Raw genomic sequence first — 18,648 nt, 5'->3', positions numbered from 1 at the left:
TTACTTTAAACACCGCTCCTGACCGGCGACATGCCGCAGGGGAACATGAGGACATGCGATGATCGCTGAATTTGAAGCGCGCGTTTTGGCGCTGATTGATGACATGGTAGACCACGCCAGTGATGATGAACTGTTTGCCGGTGGCTATCTGCGCGGTCATCTGACGCTGGCGGTAGCCGAAGCGGAAGAGCAGGGCGAACACAGCGCCGAACAGCTGAAGGCGCGGGTTGAAGACAGCCTGCATAACGCCATCCGCGCCGGCGAGCTGTCGCCGCCGGATCAGGTGCTGGTAGAAGCGATGTGGGAGAATTTGTACCAGGCCGCATTGCCTACCGCCTGATTCTGCACTTTGCCGCCCCTTTCGCCGCGCAGGGAAAGGGGCGTGCCTCTTGCCCGATTTACAGCGGGCGACCCTTCAGCAGTTTTCTTACCCACATCCGGTTCGGATTAAGCGCCGCCAGCACCTCGGCATCGGCCGGCAACGGCTCGCCGAACAGCTGCGCCGCCAAAATTTCCGCCGTCAGCGGTGCGGAACACAGCCCGCGTGAACCAAGCCCGCCGAGTATAAACAGGTTCGGGTAGCCCGGCGCCTTATCAATCTCTTCCCCGCGCTGCCGCCGTTTTGGCAGATTCTGGTAGCACGCCAGCGTTTGCTGGTAGTCCGGCAGCGCGCCGGCCATCGGCAGATGATCGCGTGTGGCGCAGCGCACGCCGCAGCGGGCCTGCCCGTCGCTGACGTCCGCCTGTTGCGTCCACGCCTGTTGCGGCAGGCAGCGCAGCAGCCGCGCGCGGTTTTCCTGTTGTTCCTGCTCGCTGTAGGCGGTATCGGTCACGCCGCGCTGGTAGCTGGCGCCGATGCAGTGCTGCTGATGCTGCGGGCTGACCGGCGTCAGATAACCTTCATAGCACAATACCTGTCGCAGCTGGCCCAGCGCCGGTGCGGTCGGAATATGGGAGACCTGGCCGCGCACCGCATACATCGGCAGTTCGGTGCACTGGGGCAGCGTCGCCAACTGGTGGCCGTTGGCCAGCAGCACCACATCATGCCGGCGGCTGTCGCCGTGGCTGAAATCAAGCCGCCAGCCGTCCTGCTCTGCCGTCAGCGCACTGAGCCGGTGGCGGTAATGGCAGCGTAGCCCTTGGCGCTGCGCCAGTTCCAGCGCGCCGCGCGTCAGTTCCGCCGGGCAGAGCCAGCCGCCCTGCGGATAATTGATGCCGCCGAAGCCGCTGTCGACGCCGCACAGCTGGCTGAGCGTATCGCGATCGGCGGCGAAGGCAAACGCCGTCGGCCAGTCGGTGCCCAGCATATTGTCGATTTTCGCCGCGCTTTTTTCATCGTAGGCCAGCTGGCTGACGCCGCACCACTGATGCTCAAAGACGACGCCGCTGTCGGCCAGCGCGTCATACAGACGGCGGGCGAAGGGAAAGGCGGCGCTGAAAAAACGCTCCAGCACGTCGCCGCGGCCGTTGAGCAGCGGATACAGCGCCCCCTGACGGTTGCCGGAAGCGCCGGCGGCCGGCTCATCGTCCGCGCAGTACAGCGTCACCTTGGCGCCGCGCCGCAGCAGCGCCAGCGCGGTGAGGGCGCTGGCGATACCGCCGCCGACCAGGGCGATATCCTGTGTCGCATCGGCGGGCGGACGGTGGAACCAGGGTGCGGGGTCGGGCGTCGGCGCGCTGTCCGCCGGCAGCGTGCCGACCAGCATTTCGCGTTTCTGACCGAAGCCTTTGACTCTTTCTACCGCAAAGCCCGCCTGCTGCAGGCCGCGACGCACGAAGCCGGCGGCGGTAAAGGTGGCGAAGCTGCCGCCCGGCCGGGCAAAGCGCGCCATGGCGGCGAACAGCTGTTCGCTCCACATATCGGGATTTTTCGCCGGGGCGAAGCCGTCGAGGAACCAGGCGTCGACCTGATTATTGATGCTGTGATCGAAGCGCGGCAGCAGCGCGTTGACGTCGCCGAACCACAGGTCGAGCGTGATGCGCCCCTCCGCCAGCAGCAGGCGGTGACAGCCGGGCAGCGCCTGCGGCCAGCTGGCGCGTAGTTGGTCGGCGTACGGCGCCAGCTCCGGCCAGCGGGCGTGCGCCGCCGCCAGATCCGCCGGCTGCAGCGGGAATTTCTCAAAGCTGATAAAGTGCAGGCGTTGCAGCGGGGCGGTGGGGTTCGCCTGCAGATGGCGTTCAAACGCCTGCCACAGGGTTAAAAAGTTCAGCCCGGTGCCGAAGCCGGTTTCCGCCGCGATAAACAGCGGGCGCGGGTGTTCGGCGAAGCGCGCCGGCAGCCGGTTGCCGCCGAGAAAGACGTAGCGGGTTTCTTCCAGCCCATCCTGATTGGAAAAATAGACGTCATCAAACTGTTTCGAAACAGGTGTACCCTGTTCGTTCCAGGATAGCGCTGCGGTTTGGATGGGGGAGTTGCTCACGGTTGGTTGCTCGTCATTCAAGGGGGTAGCGCGATTTTAACGGCGCTGGCGCTGCGGCGCAAACTGGATAAGAATAAAGCTGAAAAACGCTGATCGGACTTGTTCGGCGTACATCTGTACGCTAAAGTGCGAGGCAAAATCCCGAATGTAAAATTGTGGAAGAGGTATTGAATGAAACGTGCAGTGATTACTGGCCTGGGTATTGTCTCCAGCATTGGTAATAACCAACAGGAGGTCCTGGCGAGCCTGCAGGAAGGACGTTCTGGGATTACTTTCTCTCAGGAGCTAAAAGATTCCGGCATGCGTAGTCACGTATGGGGCAATGTTAAACTGGACACTGCCGGCCTGATCGATCGTAAAGTTGTACGCTTTATGAGCGATGCTTCCATTTATGCGTACCTGTCCATGCAGGAAGCGATTAACTCTTCCGGCCTGAAGGAAGAAGAGTACCAGAATAACCCGCGCGTTGGCCTGATTGCCGGTTCCGGCGGCGGTTCCCCGCGCTTCCAGGTGTTCGGCGCCGATGCGATGCGCAGCCCGCGCGGCCTGAAAGCCGTCGGCCCTTACGTGGTCACCAAAGCCATGGCCTCCGGCGTTTCCGCCTGCCTGGCGACACCGTTTAAAATCCACGGCGTTAACTACTCCATCAGCTCCGCCTGCGCCACCTCCGCACACTGTATCGGTAATGCGGTAGAGCAGATCCAGCTGGGCAAACAGGACATTGTGTTTGCCGGCGGCGGCGAAGAGCTGTGCTGGGAAATGGCCTGCGAGTTTGATGCGATGGGCGCACTGTCCACCAAATATAACGAAACGCCGGAAAAAGCTTCCCGCACCTATGACGCCGATCGCGACGGCTTCGTTATCGCCGGCGGCGGCGGTATGGTGGTGGTAGAAGAGTTGGAGCACGCGCTGGCGCGCGGCGCTCACATCTATGCCGAAATCGTCGGCTACGGCGCCACCTCCGACGGCGCGGATATGGTCGCACCATCCGGCGAAGGCGCGGTGCGCTGCATGCAGATGGCGATGCAGGATCTGGATGCGCCGATCGACTACATCAACGTGCACGGCACCTCGACGCCGGTTGGCGATGTGAAAGAGCTGGGTGCGATCCGCGAAGTGTTCGGCGACACCACGCCGGCTATCTCCTCCACCAAAGCGATGACCGGCCACTCGCTGGGTGCCGCCGGCGTGCAGGAAGCTATCTACAGCCTGCTGATGCTGGAACACGGCTTTATCGCCCCGAGCATCAACATCGACAATCTGGACGAGAAGGCGGCGGGGATGGATATCGTTACCCAGCCGACCACGCGCGCACTGAACACCGTGATGTCCAACAGCTTCGGTTTCGGCGGCACCAACGCCACGCTGGTGATGCGTAAACTGCAGAAGTAAGTTTATTCATTAACTGGATAGATTCAGTATTAACAATGGGTTCGGTTTACCGAACCCATTTTTTTTTGCATGCTAATTGCCGAATGCCTCCCTGCCATTGACTGAAATCAAAGAATTTTATCCCCTCTCCGTCATGATTGGCCTCACCTTGTCACGGAGGTGAAGGGCATTCGCCGTTCCGCAATACTCTTGGTGACATATTTTCAGGAAGAATAAATGTCCGTTCAGGCCGTCCTTTCACAGTTTATGCATCGTCTGCGCTTCGTCAGCAAGCGTAGCGGCGCATGGCTGTTGCTGCTGGCCTGGCTGCTGCTTAACGGCCAGCTGGCGCTTGCCGGTCACGGCTGCGATTTGCAGCCTGACGGCAGAGCGGCCGCCGCACAGCATATGTCGCATCTGCAGCAGGCGACGCCGGGCATGGACAGCCATACGGGCACCGGTGCGCTGTGTGAAAAACACTGCGTGCCGGATAACGCGCAGCAGGATCATGCCAGCCCCTCGCTGGCGATCTTGCTGGTCAGCCTCAGCGTGTTGCTCGCCATACCGCGAACCACCGCGCGGATTTCTCTTATCCACTGGCAAACGCCGCCGATAGCAGGGCCGCCGACAGAGGTTGTATTCTGTCGGTTCCGTGAATAGCCAACCCCGCGCTTTACCGTCTCCCGGACGGCATATCGTGTTGGTTAACTATTTTATGGAGCTATTGTCATGCGTAATTTATTGAGCGTTGCCGTTTTTTCTCTTCTGTTGTTATCCCCCGTCGTGCAGGCCGAAGAGCCGACGACCTCCCACCATGCTGCCACCGAACACGGTGCGGCGGTCACCCACACTCAGGGCGTGTTGAAAGCCTGGAATCCGCACAAGGTGTCGATCGCTCACCCGGCTATTGAATCCCTCGGCTGGCCGCCGATGACCATGAACTTCCTGCAGCCGCAGCCGCCGTTGGCGGAGCTGCCCGCAGATACGCCGATTGAATTCAGCTTCCGCCAGGTTGATGGCGGCTACCAGCTGATTACCCTCAGCGCCAGTCAGCAGTAAGGAGCGGTATGTCCAACTTATTTTCTCACCCGGCACGGGTGGGCTGGCTGCTGCTTGTCTGCTGTTCGGCGAGCGCACAGGCGGCCGGCCTGACGCTGGAACAATCGCTGTCGGCGGCGGAGCGTTACTCCGCCGAGCTGTCCGCCAACCGCCATCAGGTTTCCGCACTGCGCAATATGGCGGATTCCGCGCTGCAGTTGCCCGATCCCAAACTGAAGCTGGGGATTGAGAACATACCGGTACAGGGCGGCAACGGCCATCGCCTGACGCGCGACGGCATGACGATGGGACGTATCGGCATCATGCAGGACTACGTCAGCGGCAATAAGCGTCAGCGTAAAGCCGATACGCTGCGGGCAGAGGCGGAAAAAACCTCGGCCAACAGCGCGGCGATCCGCGCGCGTTTGCAGCAGCAGACCGCGCAGGCGTGGCTGGAGCTGGCGCTCAGCCAGCAGACCCTGCGCGACGCCAGGGCGTTGGTTGCGGAGAGCGAGCGCCAGATTAGCGCGCAGCGCGCCGGCGTGGCCAGCGGCAGTTCGTCGGCCAGCGAGGTGGTGGACGCACGTCTGACCCTGCTGGCGATGCAGGACCAAATCAGCACCGCCGAGCGCGACGTGACGGTGGCGCAGGCCAGGCTGACGCAGCTGACCGGGCAACAGATCGAGCAGGTTGTCGGTAAGCTGCCGCGCTTTGAGCGTTTGCCGGCCGACGGTGACGTGCTGCGCCAGGCGATACGCCAGCATCCGGACGTGGTGCAGGCCGGCCGCGAAGCCGATGTGGCCAAGGCGCGCTCCGCCCAGTCGGCGATTGCCGCCATTCCCGACGTTGGCGTGGAGGTGTATTACGCGCGCCGCGCCGACGGCTATGAAGATATGGCCGGCGTCATGCTGAGCGTCGACCTGCCGCTGTTTAAAGCGCAGCGACAGGATAAAAACTATGCTGCCGACGTGTCGCGCACCCTGGAGGCCAACGACCAGCTGACCTTGCTGATCCGCGACCATCGGGCGCAGCTGGACACCCTGTTGGCGCAGTATCAGGCGGCGCAGGCGCAGTGGCAGCGTCAGCAGCAGCAGGCGATTCCACTGCAGCAGCAGCGTCTCGATCTGCTGCTGGCGCAGTACCGCAGCGGCAACAGCAACCTTTCCGCTGTGCTGTCGGCGCGTCGCGCGTTGCTGGATGCCCGGCTGAACGCCGGCCAGGCCGCCCGTCAGCTGGCGCAGCTGTGGGCCGCCATCCGTTACCTGATCCCGCAGGAGATCCTCTGATGAAAATGCGTTTTAACCTTGCGTTATTGGCGGCGCTGGCGGCAGGCGCCGGGGCCGGTTACTGGCTGGCGACGCCGCCATCATCAGCGCCGACGGGGAGCGCGACGCCGGCGGCTGAGCGTCAGGTGCTGTATTGGTATGACCCGATGGTGCCGGGGCAGCGCTTTGACAAGCCGGGGCCTTCACCGTTTATGGATATGGATCTGGTGCCGCGCTATGCCGACGAGGTGCAGGAGCAGGGCGGGGTGACCATCAGCGCCCGTCAGCAACAAAACCTTGGCGTGCGCACCGCAGCGGTGGAGCTGCGCCCGCTGGCGCCGCAGCTGGAGGCGTACGGCAGCGTAGCGATTGACGAGCGCGGCGTGCAGGTGATCGCCGCGCGCGCCAGCGGTCTGGTGGAGAAGCTGTGGGTGCGCGCCAGCCAGCAGCAGGTGAAAAAAGGCCAGGCGCTGGCGCAGCTGTGGATCCCGGCGTGGCATGCGGCGCAGCAGGAGTATCTGGCGGTGCGACGTCTGGGGGACAGCGCGCTGAGCGCCGCGGCGCGTCAGCGCCTGCAGCTGCAGTTTATGCCGGAGTCGGTGATCCGCGAGGTGGAGCGCAGCGGCCGGCCGCAAACGCGCATTACCGTCACGGCGCCCGCCAGCGGCTTTATCAACAGTCTGGATGTGCGTGAGGGCGCGCAGGTCAGCGCCGCGCAGGGGCTGTTTGAACTGGCGACGCTCGACCGGGTATGGATGGTGATCGACTATCCGCAGGCGCAGGCCGGGGTGGTGCAGGTCGGCGATGCGGTCAGCGCCGGCAGCGCCAGCTGGCCGGGCGAACGTTTCAGCGGCACGATCGATGAACTGCTGCCGAATGTCGATCCGCTGACGCGCACCTTTAAGGCGCGGGTGCAGCTGCAAAACCCGCAGCAGCGGCTGAAACCGGGCATGTACCTGCAGGTGCGCCTCAGCCAGCCGGCGGCGGGGCGGCCGGTGCCGGCAATTCCGCTGGAGGCGTTGATCATGAGCGGCGATCGTAACCGGGTGCTGGTGAGCGAAGGCGACGGCTACTTTATACCGGTCGAGGTGGAAACGGGCCGGCAGGAGGGCGGTTGGGTGGAGATCACGCGCGGGCTGAAGGCCGGACAACGGGTGGTGACCGCCGGGCAGTTCCTGATCGATTCCGAAGCCAGCCTGCGCAGCGCGCTGCCGCAGCTGACGGCTGAACCTGAGCCTCACGATCGCGGGGCACATCAGCCGCCTGCGGCCGCGATGGCGCACGGGGAACATTCGACGCCGCAAGCGCATGGCGAACATGCGGATCATCATGCACACGGAGGTCACCAATGATCGCCGCAATCATTCGCTGGTCGCTGCGCAACCGGCTGCTGGTGCTGCTGGCGGCGGCGATGCTGGCCGGCTGGGGCGTCTGGGCGCTGCAGAAAGCGCCGCTGGACGCGCTGCCGGATCTGTCCGACGTTCAGGTGATCGTACGCGCCAGCTATCCGGGCAAAGCGCCGCAGGTGGTGGAGGACCAGGTGACCTATCCGCTGACCACCACCATGCTGACGGTACCCGGCGCGAAAACCGTGCGCGGGTTCTCCATGTTCGGCGATGCCTATGTCTACATCCTGTTTGAGGACGGCACCGATCTGTACTGGGCGCGCTCGCGCGTGCTGGAGTCGCTCAGCCAGGTGCAGTCCGCGCTGCCGTCGCAGGTGAAGGTGGCGCTCGGGCCGGACGCCACCGGCGTCGGCTGGGTGTATGAGTATGCGCTGGTGGACAGGAGCGGCCGTCACAGCCTGGCGGATCTGCGTGCGCTGCAGGACTGGACGCTGAAATTCGAGCTGAAAACCGTGCCCAACGTCGCCGAAGTGGCCAGCGTGGGCGGCATGGTGCGCCAGTATCAGGTGGTGCTCAACCCGGAAAGCCTGCGCGCGCTTAACGTCTCCCACCAGCAGGTGGTCAAGGCGCTGCAGGAGGCGAATCAGGAAGGCGGCGGTGCGCTGCTGGAAATGGGGGAAGCGGAGTATATGGTGCGCAGCGCCGGCTATCTGAAAACGACGGCGGATTTCGCCAATGTGGTGATAGCGGTGCGCGACGGCGTGCCGATCCTGCTGTCCCAGGTGGCGACGCTGCGCGAAGGGCCGGAAATCCGCCGCGGCGTGGCGGAGCTGAACGGCGAAGGGGAAGTGGCCGGCGGTATTGTGGTGATGCGCTACGGCCAGAACGCGCTGGAAACCATCAACGCGCTGAAAGACAAGCTGCAGCAGCTGCGGCAGACGCTGCCGCCGGGCGTGGAGATCGTCACGGTTTACGACCGTTCACAGCTGATCGAGCAGGCGATCGATAACCTGTCGTTCAAGCTGCTGGAGGAGTTCGTGGTGGTGGCGCTGGTGTGCACGCTGTTCCTGTTCCACTTCCGTTCAGCGCTGGTGGCGATGGTGACCCTGCCGCTCGGTATTCTCGGCGCGTTTGTGGTGATGCACTATCAGGGGGTGAACGCCAACATTATGTCGCTGGGCGGCATCGCCATCGCCATCGGCGCGATGGTGGACGCGGCGATCGTGATGATCGAGAACATGCATAAGGTGCTGGAGCAGTGGCGGCAGCGCCATCCTGAACGGCAGCCGGAAGCGCAGGACTACTGGCGCATTGCCGAGCAGGCGGCGGTTGAGGTCGGGCCGGCGCTGTTCGGCAGCTTATTGATCATCACGCTGTCGTTTATTCCGGTGTTCACGCTGCAGGCGCAGGAGGGCAAGATGTTCGCGCCGCTGGCCTTCACCAAAACCTACGCGATGGCGGTGGCGGCCGGGCTGGGCATTACGCTGGTGCCGGTGCTGATGGGCTACTTTATCCGCGGACGTATTCCTGATGAGCAGGCCAACCCGATCAACCGCTGGCTGATTCGCTTGTACCAGCCTTTGCTGGCGGCGGTGCTGGCGCGGCCGCGCCTCACGCTGGGCCTTTCCGCGCTGCTGCTGGCGCTGACGCTGTACCCGCTCAGCCGGCTGGGCAGCGAATTTATGCCGCCGCTCGACGAAGGGGATCTGCTGTATATGCCTTCGACCCTGCCGGGGATTTCGGTGCGTGAAGCGGGGCGTCTGCTGCAGCTGACCGACCGGCTGATTAAAACGGTGCCGGAGGTGGAGACGGTCTTCGGCAAGGTCGGGCGGGCGGAAACCGCCACCGACCCGGCGCCGCTCACCATGCTGGAAACCACCATCCGTTTTAAACCGCGCGACCAGTGGCGGCCAGGCATCACCATGGACAAGCTGGTGGCGGAGCTGGACGAGGCGGTCAAGGTGCCGGGCATTGCCAACGTCTGGGTGCCGCCGATTCGCAACCGGCTGGATATGCTGTCTACCGGGATTAAAAGCCCGGTGGGGATCAAGGTTAACGGCAGCAACCGCGTGGATATCGAACGCGTCGCCGGGCAGATTGAGCAGGTGGTGCGGCAGGTGCCGGGCGTCTCCTCGGCGCTGGCGGAGCGGCTTAGCGGCGGGCGCTATGTTGATATTGATATCGATCGTCAGCGCGCTGCCCGCTATGGCGTGTCGGTGACCGAGCTGCAATCAATGGTGGCTTCTTTAGTCGGCGGCGAAAACGTCGGCGAAACCATTGAAGGGCGGGCGCGCTATCCGATCAACGTGCGCTATCCGCGCGAGATCCGCGACTCACTGCAGGGGCTGCGCGATCTGCCGGTGGTGACGGCGAACGGCAGTCAGCTGCCGCTGTCGGCGCTGGCGGATATTCGCGTCAGCGACGGACCGCCGATGCTGAAAAGCGAGAACGCCCGGTTGTCCGAATGGATCTATGTCGATCTGCGCGGGCGGGATCTGAAGTCGGCGGTGGAAGAGATGCAGCACGCGGTGGCGCAGCAGGTCAGGCTGCCGTCCGGCATTTCGCTGAGCTGGTCCGGGCAGTTCGAGTATCTGGAACGCGCCAGCGCCCAGCTGAAGGTCGTGCTACCGGTCACCCTGGGGATTATTTTTGTGCTGCTGTTCGTCACTTTCAACAGCGTGCGCGACGCGCTGCTGATTATGGCGACGCTGCCGTTTGCCCTGATCGGCGGTGTCTGGCTGCTGTATCTGCTGGACTACAACCTGTCGGTGGCCGGCGCGGTGGGCTTTATCGCCCTGGCCGGGGTGGCGGCGGAGTTCGGCGTGATCATGGTGCTGTATCTGAATCAGGCGCTGCACAAGCAGCGGCAGAGCGGCCGGCCGATGACCCGCCAGCAGCTGCTGGCGGCCATCAGCGAAGGGGCGGTGCTGCGCGTCCGGCCGAAGGTGATGACGGTGGCGACCATTATGGCCGGGCTATTGCCGATTATGTGGAGCGACGGTTCCGGTTCCGAGGTGATGCAGCGCATCGCCGCGCCGATGATTGGCGGCATGATCAGCGCGCCGATTTTATCGATGCTGGTGATCCCGGCGGTGTATCTGCTGATGCATAAACCAGAGGAATAAATAAACTGGGGGGCCGCGCGGCCCCCTGATGTTATTGCAGCAGAAACGCCTTAAACTGCGGCGTCATCTGCGCGCTGAAGCCGCTGTTGGTTTTGCTGATCATATACACCGCCAGCCCTTGCTCTTCCGCCAGCTTCATGGCTTTTTCACTGCCCAGCACCATCAGGCCGGAGTCCCAGCCGTCGGCTTCCAGTGCGGTGGGGGCGATCACCGTTACCGAAACCAGGCGGTGGTTAATCGGCCGGCCGGTATTGGGGTCGATAATATGCGAATAGCGCTGGCCGTTTTGCTCAAAATAGTTGCGATAGCTGCCGGCGGTGCTGATGCCGTAGCCCTGCAGATCTACCAGCGCCTGCACCGCATTTTCTCGGTCGGTCGGTTTCTGGATTGCCACGCGCCATGGTTTGCCCTGATCGTTAACGCCGCGCGATCGCACCGCGCCGCCTACCGACACCAGGTAGTTGGTGATGCCTTTACGCGCCATCAGCTGCGCCAGCAGGTCCGCGCCGTAGCCTTCGCCCAGCGTCGACAGATCGACATACAGCCCCGGCAGATCCTTTTGCAGCCACTCGCCCTGCGCATTGCTGGTCAGCGTCAGGTGCTGCAGGCCGACGTTGCGTTTGGCGGCGTCAATCTGCTGCTGGCTGGGAACGTTCACCGGACGTTTGTCCGGGCCGAAGCCCCACAGGTTCACCAGCGGGCCGACGGTGATGTTCATCGCGTCATGGGTATCGCGGCCGATGCGCTGGGCGGTGAGAATAATATCCGCCATGCCGCGCGGGATCGGCTGCGGCGCGCCGCTGTGTGAACGGTTAAAGCGCGACAGCACCGAATCGGCGCGGTAAGTGGAGATATCGTCATTGGCCTGCTCCAGCAGCGCGTCGATCTCCTGCTGCAGCTGTTGGCGGTTTTCCGCGACCTCGCCGCTGATCTTGACGCTGTAAAACGTCCCCATGGTTTTACCGGCGATATCCATCTGCGGGCGGGTGGCGGCGTTATCACAGGCGGCGAGCAGCGTAAGCGCGACGCCGAGCAACAGGCTTCTGGCGAAAGAGTGGGCCATGGCGGGATCCTTGAAGACAAAATAAAGGCGCTATAAATAGAGCAAAGTGCGGCAAATATAAAGGGGCGGCGGCGACAAAATGCATTTTGTTGCACAACGAGCGAGGTATCTGTGCGCTCAGCCGGGGCGCAAATGGGCCAAGCGCGCCACGGCGGCACTGATTTCTCCCGGTGTGAGCGCGGAAAAACCCAGCAGCCAGCCGTCACGGCGCGCGGCGTCGTGCTGATAATGGGCCGCCAGCCCGGGCGTCAGCACGCCGGCCTGTCTGGCCTGACGGGTTAGCGTTGCCTCGCATCCGTCCGGCAGCCACACGCTGAGCTGCAGGCCGCCGTGAGTCGGCTGCGGCGTGGCGAAGTGCCGCCAGTGATGTGCTATCTGTTGTTGCAGATGGTCGCGGCGGCTGCGGTACAGCTGGCGCATATAGCGGATATGGGCGGCAAAGTGCCCCTGGCGCATAAACTCTGCGGTGACGGCCTGGTTCAACTGCGTGGTGTGACCGTCATAGACGCTGCGGGCGGTGACAAAGGTTTCAACCAGCGGCGGCGGCGCGATCAGATAAGCCAGCCGTAGCGACGGGAACAGCGATTTGGAAAATGTGCCGATATACAGCACGTTGCCTGCACGATCCAACCCCTGCATGGCGGGCATCGGCTGGCCGTCATAATGAAACTCGCTGTCGTAATCGTCCTCCACGATCCACGCCTGCTGTTTCTCCGCCAGCGCCAGAAGAGCCAGCCGGCGGGCCAGACTGAGCGTGACTCCGCTGGGGTATTGGTGGGAGGGGGTCAGGTAGATCAGGCGCGGGGTGGGCAGAGCGTCATGCGGTCGCATGCCGGCGTCATCAACTGCGACCGGCGTCAGCTGCGCGCCGGCGCTGAGAAACGCGTTGCGCGCGCCGGGGTAGGCGGGATCTTCAATCCACACCCGGTCACCGTCGTCCAGCAGCAGCGCGGTAATCAACTGCAGAGCCTGTTGTGAGCTGGTCAGTACGATAACCTGCCGCGCATCGCAGTTGACGCCGCGCGTTTGGTTGACGTGAGCGGCAATCGCCTCCCGCAGTGGCAGATAACCCTGCGGATCGCCGTAACGCATCAGCGTTTCCCCCTGCAGGCGCCATTGCTGCGCGGTGAGCTGCTGCCACTGTTTGACGGGGAACAGGCGCAGGTCGGGGGAGCCGGCAGCGAACGGCAGCGGCCGCTGCGGATCGCGGCAGCCGCCGGTGGTGACGATCTGGCTGCCGCGGCGGGAAAGCTGCGGGCGCTGCTGCGGCCGGGCAGGCGGCCGCATTCTGGCGACGGAAATGGCGACAAAAGTACCCTGGCCGATGCGGCGCCGCAGGTATCCCTCGGCTTCCAACTGGCCATAGGCGGCTTCCGCCGTCACGCGGGAGACGCCTAAATCTGCGGCCAGCGTGCGGCTGGAGGGCAGGCGTTGTCCGTACGTTAGCGCGCCGGTATGAATCGCGCGCCGCAGCGTACTGCAAACACGTTCGCGCAGTGAAGCGTTGGTATGTTCCGGCCGTTGGAACAGCGTCAGCAGCGTTTTGGTCATCATGGGTCTTGCCATTGATAAAAAATGGGTCTCATTGATAAGACCAAAATAGGGCATGCTTGTCACCATCATTTGAGCGTAACTGAGGATAAACTGCATGACGTATCGTTCACTGGTTCTGGCCGTTCCTCCTGCTGAACCGGAAGAGAACCTGGCCTATCTGGCCGCGAAACTGAGTTTTTACACCGATGCCTGGGATGTGGCGGAGGATTTGCGTCACGGCGTCGACGCTATCGTCGTCATTGATGCGCGTTCCGAACAGCACTATCTGGCGGGGCATATTCCCGGCGCCGTCAGTCTGCCGCACCGGCTGATGGATGAAGTCAGCACGGCGGCGTTGGATCGCGATAAAGTGTATATCACCTACTGCGACGGCATTGGCTGTAACGCATCGACGCAAGGGGCCTACAAACTGGCCCGGCTGGGGTTTAAGGTCAAAGAGTTGCTTGGCGGGCTGGATTTCTGGCTGCGCGACGGCTATCCGGTGGCCGTCGGCGAGTCTTGCGGTTCGCTGATGGGGCAGCAGCCGGGCGCCGACTGCGGCTGTGCCTGATGCTGAAGGCTACAGCGCCAGCATCAGCACGATAACCAGCACCAGCACCAGTGCGACCAGAGCCCAGCCCCGCTTGCTGAGAGCGGCCTGCAGCGGCAGCGCCACGTTGGCGATCAGCGGATTGAGCTGCGGCTGCGGCGTCTCGTTATGAATCGTCGGCGTGACGCCGGCCTTTTCCAACCGGCGGGCGAACAGCTGCGTCACCGCCTCGTTGATCTGCGCCTGGGTCAGCGGGGTGTTGGCCGCGCAGTGGAAGCGCGTCTGGCAGTAATCCAGCAGCAGCTGCTGCTCTTGCCGGTCCGCCGGCTGTTTGAGCACCGTCAGCAGGTTATTCAGCGTTGGCGCGTGCTGCGCGCTCAGCGCCGTTTTCACCTGCAGATACTGACTTAACAGCTGGAAATGGCGCGCCGGCAGCGGGTCGTTGGTTTTTACCCCGACCAGATTAAACAGGCTCTGCCAGATTTTAGCCGGCGATTCGCCGGTGGCGGCGCTCAGGCGCGTCACCTGCTGCTGCAGGTTCTGGTGTTCGGCCGGCAGTAAAGGACGGTCGCTGACGGCGCTCTGCTGCGGATGCGGAATGGTCAGGCTGCCGCTCTGCAGCTGGCTCAACACCTGCTGTAACTGCTGGTGGCTGAGCTGGCTCAGCACGGTATGGCCGAACTGCTGGCGGATAAAATCACTGACCGCCTGGCGGTTATTCCCCTGCGGCAGCAGCTCGGTCAGCTGTTGCAACAGCTGGCGGCTGGCGTGATTCTGCTGCGCCTGGCTCAGACGCTGTTGCAGCAGTTGCTCCGCCGGCTGAAAGTGGCGCGCCCGCAGTTCGCTGCCGTCGGTGGCGCCCAGATCGTGGCGCAGGCTGGCCCAAATCTCGGCGGATTTGGCCGGGCTGAGCGCCATAATCTTCACCACCAGCTTTTCCAGCATGGTGCGCTGCGCCGGAGAGAGCGGCTGCGTATCGGAGGCGGTGTTTTTCTCCCCGGATGGGGGGCGATCGGAAAGGTTGTGGGCGCCGGGGCCGCTCAAAGGTTGCATGTCACCAGTCCTTCGCTGTGCAGAAAGAAGTCATACCCGGCGAAAAGCGCAGGTTCTATAAATCGTATAGCGACTATGATACCTGTAAATTCCCCTTATCAATACCATTCGCACGACATTTCTTTACAGGTAAAACGTTGCCAATCGCCTCGCTGCCGCTAAGATAGGCGGATTACGCTCGCGAGGATGTCATGGTCAAACGGCAACAGATTGCAAAATGGTTTTTATGCCTGGCTTGCCTGGTCGTCCTGACCTGCATGACGCAGCGTATGGCGAGCCTGCACGCGCTGCAACTGACGCTGGGTATTCCGGCGGTCAGCGCGGCGGCGGCCGACGACAACGGTGAAGCCGTTGCCGCCACCAGTCCGTGCGAACTGAGCGCCAAATCGCTGCTGGCCGCGCCGCCGGTCATCTTTGAAAGCGTACTGCTGGGGCTGGGTCTGCTGTTGGCGCTGCTGGCCCCGGTGATTGCCGCGCGTCTGCGCATTCCGCCGCCGCGTGCGGTTTCCCCTCCCACCCTCAGGGTGCACCTGCGATTATGCGTTTTCCGTGAATGAGACCCTCGCCCAACCTGGACGATAACTGACTCATTTACGGAGAAAAATATGTTGAATACCTTTAGGTCGGCATTAGCCTGCCTGCTGCTGCTATGGCTGCCGATGCTACAGGCGGCGGACAGCGGCTGGCTGCAAAGCCCGACCAACGATCATGCCAAGGTGCGGCTGCGCGCCGATACTTCCCAGGCCGGAGAAACGCGCCTGCTGCTGTCGGTAGAGCTGCAGAAGGGCTGGAAAACCTACTGGCGCTCTCCCGGCGAAGGGGGCATCGCGCCAGCGATCAAGTGGCAGGGCAATCCGCCGCCGTCGGCCACATGGTTCTGGCCGGCGCCGCAGCGTTTTGACGTGGCGGGCATCACCACGCAGGGCTACCACGACGGCGTCACTATCCCGATTGTGATTAAGGGGGCTGCGCCGGCGCGTCTGGCCGGCACCCTGACGCTGTCCACCTGCAGCAACGTCTGCATCCTGACCGACTATGCGTTCAATCTGGATCTGTCGGCGGCCAATGACGCGCAGTTCAACCATGACTTTGCCCAGGCGATGGGCAAGGTGCCGATTGACAGTGGCCTGACCGACAATCTGCGCGTCGGTTACCGCAACGGCGAGCTGCAAGTCAGCGCCGAGCGTAATGCCGGCGCAAACTGGCGTCAGCCCGCGCTGTTTTTTGACACCTTGCCGGATGCGGATATCGGCAAGCCGACCATCAGCCACAGCGGCGCAACGATGCAGGCGCGGGTGCCGGTCAGCGACGGCTGGGGCGACGCCGCCCCCGATCTGCGCGGACAAACGCTGACGCTGGTGATCACCGACGACGGTCTGGCGCAGCAGACGACGCTGACCGTCGGCGAGCCGCTGGCGGTGTCGTCATCGGGCGGCGTTACGCTGTGGCAGGCGGTGCTGATGGCGCTGGTCGGCGGTTTGATTCTGAACCTGATGCCGTGCGTGCTGCCGGTGCTGGGGATGAAGTTGGGTTCCATTTTGCAGGTGGAACAGCGCGACCGGCGCAGCGTGCGCAAGCAGTTCCTTGCCTCCAGCGCCGGGATTGTAGCGTCGTTTCTGGTGCTGGCGCTGCTGATGACCGCTTTACGGCTGAGCAATCAGGCGCTGGGTTGGGGCATCCAGTTCCAGAACCCGTGGTTTATCGGCTTTATGGTGCTGGTGACGCTGCTGTTCAGCGCCAACCTGTTCGGACTGTTCCATCTGCAGCTCTCTTCCGGACTCAGCACCCGCCTGGCGACCCACGGCGGCCAGGGGATGAGTGGCCACTTCTGGCAGGGGGCGTTCGCTACCTTGCTGGCGACGCCGTGTACGGCGCCGTTCCTCGGCACCGCGGTGGCCTTTGCGCTGGCCGCGCCGCTGCCGGTGCTGTGGGGCATGTTCCTGGCGCTGGGCATCGGCATGAGCCTGCCGTGGCTGCTGATTGCCGCCTGGCCGGCATTGGCGCTGCGCCTGCCGCGTCCCGGGCGCTGGATGAACGTGCTGCGTCTGGTGCTGGGGCTGCTGATGCTGGCGTCGTCGCTGTGGCTGCTGAGTCTGATGACCAACCATATCGGCGTTCAGGCGACGCTGGTGGTCGGTGGTGCGCTGCTGCTGGGGCTGCTGCTGGCGGTCTGGCGGCGTTACGGTGCGCGGTCGGCGGGCATCGCCGGCGCCAGCCTGCTGGTGGTCACCGGCCTGACGCTGCTTACGCTGTCGCTGACGGCGAACCTGTGGCGGCAGCCGCTGCAGGACCGGGTGACGTGGCAGCCGCTGAGCGAGCAGGCCATCACCCAGGCGCTGGCCCAGAACAAGCGAGTGTTCGTCGATGTGACCGCCGACTGGTGTGTCACCTGTAAAGCCAATAAATTCAACGTATTGATGCGTGACGATGTACAGCAGGCGCTGATGGCCGATGACGTGGTGGCGCTGCGCGGCGACTGGAGCCGGCCTTCGGTCGAGATTAGCGCGTTTCTGCAACGCCGCGGCAGCGTCGGCGTCCCTTTCAACCAGATTTATGGCCCCGACAGCCCGAACGGCGTGGTGTTATCACCGTTATTGACCCGCGATGCCGTTCTGCAAACCCTGTCCGCCGCTAAAGGAACTGAACAATGAAGAAGTTACTGATTATTTTACTGATGATGGTATCCCCCGTGTGGGCCGCTGCCCCTTTTACCCCGGAACAGGAGGCGCGCGTGAAGGAGATGATCCGTGAAACGCTGGTGTCCAACCCGGATATTCTGGCGCAGGCGGTCGACGCCTGGCAGAAGCAAACCTCCGATCAACAGGTCAGCCAGGTGATCAAGCAGCAGGCGAAAACCCTGTATCAGGATCCGGCCAGCCCGCGGCTGGGGGCGAAGGACGCCAAGCTGACGATGGTGACCTTTACCGATTACAACTGTCCGTACTGCAAGCAGTTCGATCCTATGCTGGAAAAAATCGTCAAGAAATACCCGGACGTGGCGCTGGTGGTGAAACTGCTGCCGTTTAAAGGCGAAAGCTCGGTCAGTTCGGCGCGCATCGCGCTGACCACCTGGCAGCAAAACCCGCAGCAGTTCTGGGCGCTGCATCAGCGGCTGATGGCGAAAAAGGGCTTCCATGATGACGCCAGCATCGCCGCGGCGCAGCAGAAAACCGGCGTGAAGGCGGTAACGCCGAGCGAGCAGAGCATGAGCACGCTGCGCACCAATATGCAGCTGGCGGAACAGCTGGGCGTGCAGGGTACGCCGGCGACGCTGATTGGCGATCAGATGCTGCCGGGGGCGGTGTCCTACGAACAGCTGGAGTCGCTGGTGAAGCAGCAGCTGGCGCAGGCCGACCGTGGTTAGGCTGAAACGCTGGGGGCGTGAAATCGCGCTGCTGTTGCTGATGTTGGCGGGGATTCTGTTCGCCATGGATCTGTGGCGCGCACCGCAGGCGCCGCCGGCGTTCGACACCCAGCGGCTGACCACTCTGGACGGCGCGTCGTTCTCGCTGGCGCAGCGCAGTCAAGAACGGCCGCTGCTGGTCTACTTTTGGGCCAGCTGGTGCGGCGTCTGCCGTTACACTACCCCCAGCGTCGCCAAGCTGGCGGCGCAGGGCGGCAACGTGCTGAGCGTGGCGCTGCGCTCCGGCGATGACCAGCAGGTGGCGGCCTGGCTGGCCGCCAAGCGGCTGAGTCTGCCGGTGGTCAACGATCCCGCCGGCGAGCTGGCGGCGCGCTGGCAGGTGGGCGTTACGCCCACCTTCGTCATCATCGATAAGGGCAAGGTGGTGCAGAGCACCACCGGCTGGACCAGCTACTGGGGGATGAAACTGCGCCTGTGGTGGGCAGCCTGGTAGTTTGGGGTAACAATAAAAAAAGGCCGG

General features: G+C 63.4%; 16 protein-coding genes. 12 read left to right on the top strand and 4 right to left on the bottom strand.

Annotation, left to right across the window (positions count from 1 at the left end):
* Window positions 1–58: 58 nt before the first annotated feature.
* Window positions 59–340: a YfcL family protein gene (locus tag TAN611_RS16350; protein WP_105231988.1), complete on the top strand. Its 282-nt coding sequence runs from the start codon at window positions 59–61 to the stop codon at window positions 338–340.
* A gap of 58 nt (window positions 341–398) precedes the next feature.
* Here the strand turns inward: TAN611_RS16350 and mnmC are convergent, their stop codons facing one another.
* Window positions 399–2,420 carry a bifunctional tRNA (5-methylaminomethyl-2-thiouridine)(34)-methyltransferase MnmD/FAD-dependent 5-carboxymethylaminomethyl-2-thiouridine(34) oxidoreductase MnmC gene (gene mnmC / locus TAN611_RS16345; protein WP_197950039.1) on the bottom strand — a complete coding sequence of 674 codons (2,022 nt, stop codon included), beginning with the start codon at window positions 2,418–2,420 and terminating at the stop codon, window positions 399–401.
* Between the two features lie 171 nt (window positions 2,421–2,591).
* On the opposite strand from mnmC, the gene fabB reads away from it, so the two are divergent.
* The 6 genes from fabB (at window position 2,592) to TAN611_RS16315 (ending at window position 10,565) form a co-directional block, all read left to right on the top strand.
* Window positions 2,592–3,812: a beta-ketoacyl-ACP synthase I gene (fabB, locus tag TAN611_RS16340; protein WP_105231986.1), complete on the top strand. Its 1,221-nt coding sequence runs from the start codon at window positions 2,592–2,594 to the stop codon at window positions 3,810–3,812.
* A gap of 216 nt (window positions 3,813–4,028) precedes the next feature.
* Window positions 4,029–4,451 (top strand): hypothetical protein, encoded by a 423-nt coding sequence (locus TAN611_RS16335; RefSeq protein WP_203066742.1) that lies wholly within the window; start codon window positions 4,029–4,031, stop codon window positions 4,449–4,451.
* A gap of 69 nt (window positions 4,452–4,520) precedes the next feature.
* Window positions 4,521–4,850, top strand: a complete 330-nt coding sequence (locus TAN611_RS16330; RefSeq protein WP_111736700.1) for a copper-binding protein — start codon at window positions 4,521–4,523, stop codon at window positions 4,848–4,850.
* A gap of 8 nt (window positions 4,851–4,858) precedes the next feature.
* Window positions 4,859–6,115, top strand: coding sequence for a TolC family protein (locus TAN611_RS16325; protein WP_105231983.1), 1,257 nt, complete (start codon window positions 4,859–4,861; stop codon window positions 6,113–6,115).
* The gene (locus TAN611_RS16320; protein WP_203066741.1) at window positions 6,115–7,446 is read left to right on the top strand and encodes an efflux RND transporter periplasmic adaptor subunit; all 1,332 of its coding nucleotides are present in this window, start codon (window positions 6,115–6,117) and stop codon (window positions 7,444–7,446) included. The genes TAN611_RS16325 and TAN611_RS16320 overlap by 1 nt, the downstream gene beginning before the upstream one ends.
* Window positions 7,443–10,565, top strand: coding sequence for an efflux RND transporter permease subunit (locus TAN611_RS16315; RefSeq protein ID WP_203066740.1), 3,123 nt, complete (start codon window positions 7,443–7,445; stop codon window positions 10,563–10,565). Before TAN611_RS16320 ends, TAN611_RS16315 begins: the two co-directional genes overlap by 4 nt.
* Before the next feature lie 31 nt (window positions 10,566–10,596).
* On the opposite strand, the gene apbE is transcribed toward TAN611_RS16315, so the two are convergent.
* The gene (gene apbE, locus TAN611_RS16310) at window positions 10,597–11,628 is read right to left on the bottom strand and encodes an FAD:protein FMN transferase ApbE (RefSeq protein ID WP_203066739.1); all 1,032 of its coding nucleotides are present in this window, start codon (window positions 11,626–11,628) and stop codon (window positions 10,597–10,599) included.
* 117 nt (window positions 11,629–11,745) lie between these two features.
* A complete protein-coding gene (locus tag TAN611_RS16305; protein ID WP_203067793.1) occupies window positions 11,746–13,179 on the bottom strand; it encodes a PLP-dependent aminotransferase family protein in 1,434 nt (477 codons plus the stop codon).
* Window positions 13,180–13,276: 97 nt separating this feature from the next.
* Between TAN611_RS16305 and TAN611_RS16300 the strand changes: the two genes are divergently transcribed.
* A complete protein-coding gene (locus tag TAN611_RS16300; RefSeq protein ID WP_187044347.1) occupies window positions 13,277–13,732 on the top strand; it encodes a rhodanese-like domain-containing protein in 456 nt (151 codons plus the stop codon).
* Between the two features lie 9 nt (window positions 13,733–13,741).
* On the opposite strand, the gene flk is transcribed toward TAN611_RS16300, so the two are convergent.
* Complete coding sequence (flk, locus tag TAN611_RS16295) at window positions 13,742–14,764, bottom strand: flagella biosynthesis regulator Flk (protein ID WP_203066736.1); 1,023 nt, start codon at window positions 14,762–14,764, stop codon at window positions 13,742–13,744.
* A 191-nt stretch (window positions 14,765–14,955) separates the two neighbouring features.
* Between flk and TAN611_RS16290 the strand changes: the two genes are divergently transcribed.
* From TAN611_RS16290 to TAN611_RS16275, 4 genes are read left to right on the top strand one after another with little or no spacing between them, the layout of a single operon-like run.
* On the top strand, window positions 14,956–15,321 hold the full coding sequence (locus tag TAN611_RS16290) for a copper resistance protein (RefSeq protein ID WP_105231976.1): 366 nt from the start codon (window positions 14,956–14,958) through the stop codon (window positions 15,319–15,321).
* Between the two features lie 48 nt (window positions 15,322–15,369).
* Window positions 15,370–17,415: a protein-disulfide reductase DsbD gene (locus tag TAN611_RS16285; protein ID WP_203066735.1), complete on the top strand. Its 2,046-nt coding sequence runs from the start codon at window positions 15,370–15,372 to the stop codon at window positions 17,413–17,415.
* Window positions 17,412–18,128 (top strand): DsbA family protein, encoded by a 717-nt coding sequence (locus tag TAN611_RS16280; protein ID WP_203066734.1) that lies wholly within the window; start codon window positions 17,412–17,414, stop codon window positions 18,126–18,128. The genes TAN611_RS16285 and TAN611_RS16280 overlap by 4 nt, the downstream gene beginning before the upstream one ends.
* Window positions 18,121–18,621: a protein disulfide oxidoreductase gene (locus tag TAN611_RS16275; protein WP_197950025.1), complete on the top strand. Its 501-nt coding sequence runs from the start codon at window positions 18,121–18,123 to the stop codon at window positions 18,619–18,621. Before TAN611_RS16280 ends, TAN611_RS16275 begins: the two co-directional genes overlap by 8 nt.
* Window positions 18,622–18,648 lie beyond the last annotated feature (27 nt).

The organism is Serratia sp. Tan611 (assembly GCF_905188235.1).
Lineage (GTDB): Bacteria > Pseudomonadota > Gammaproteobacteria > Enterobacterales > Enterobacteriaceae > Serratia_B > Serratia_B rhizosphaerae.
Note: the sequence above shows the minus strand (reverse complement) of the source record. Positions and strands in the feature narration are given on the sequence as shown.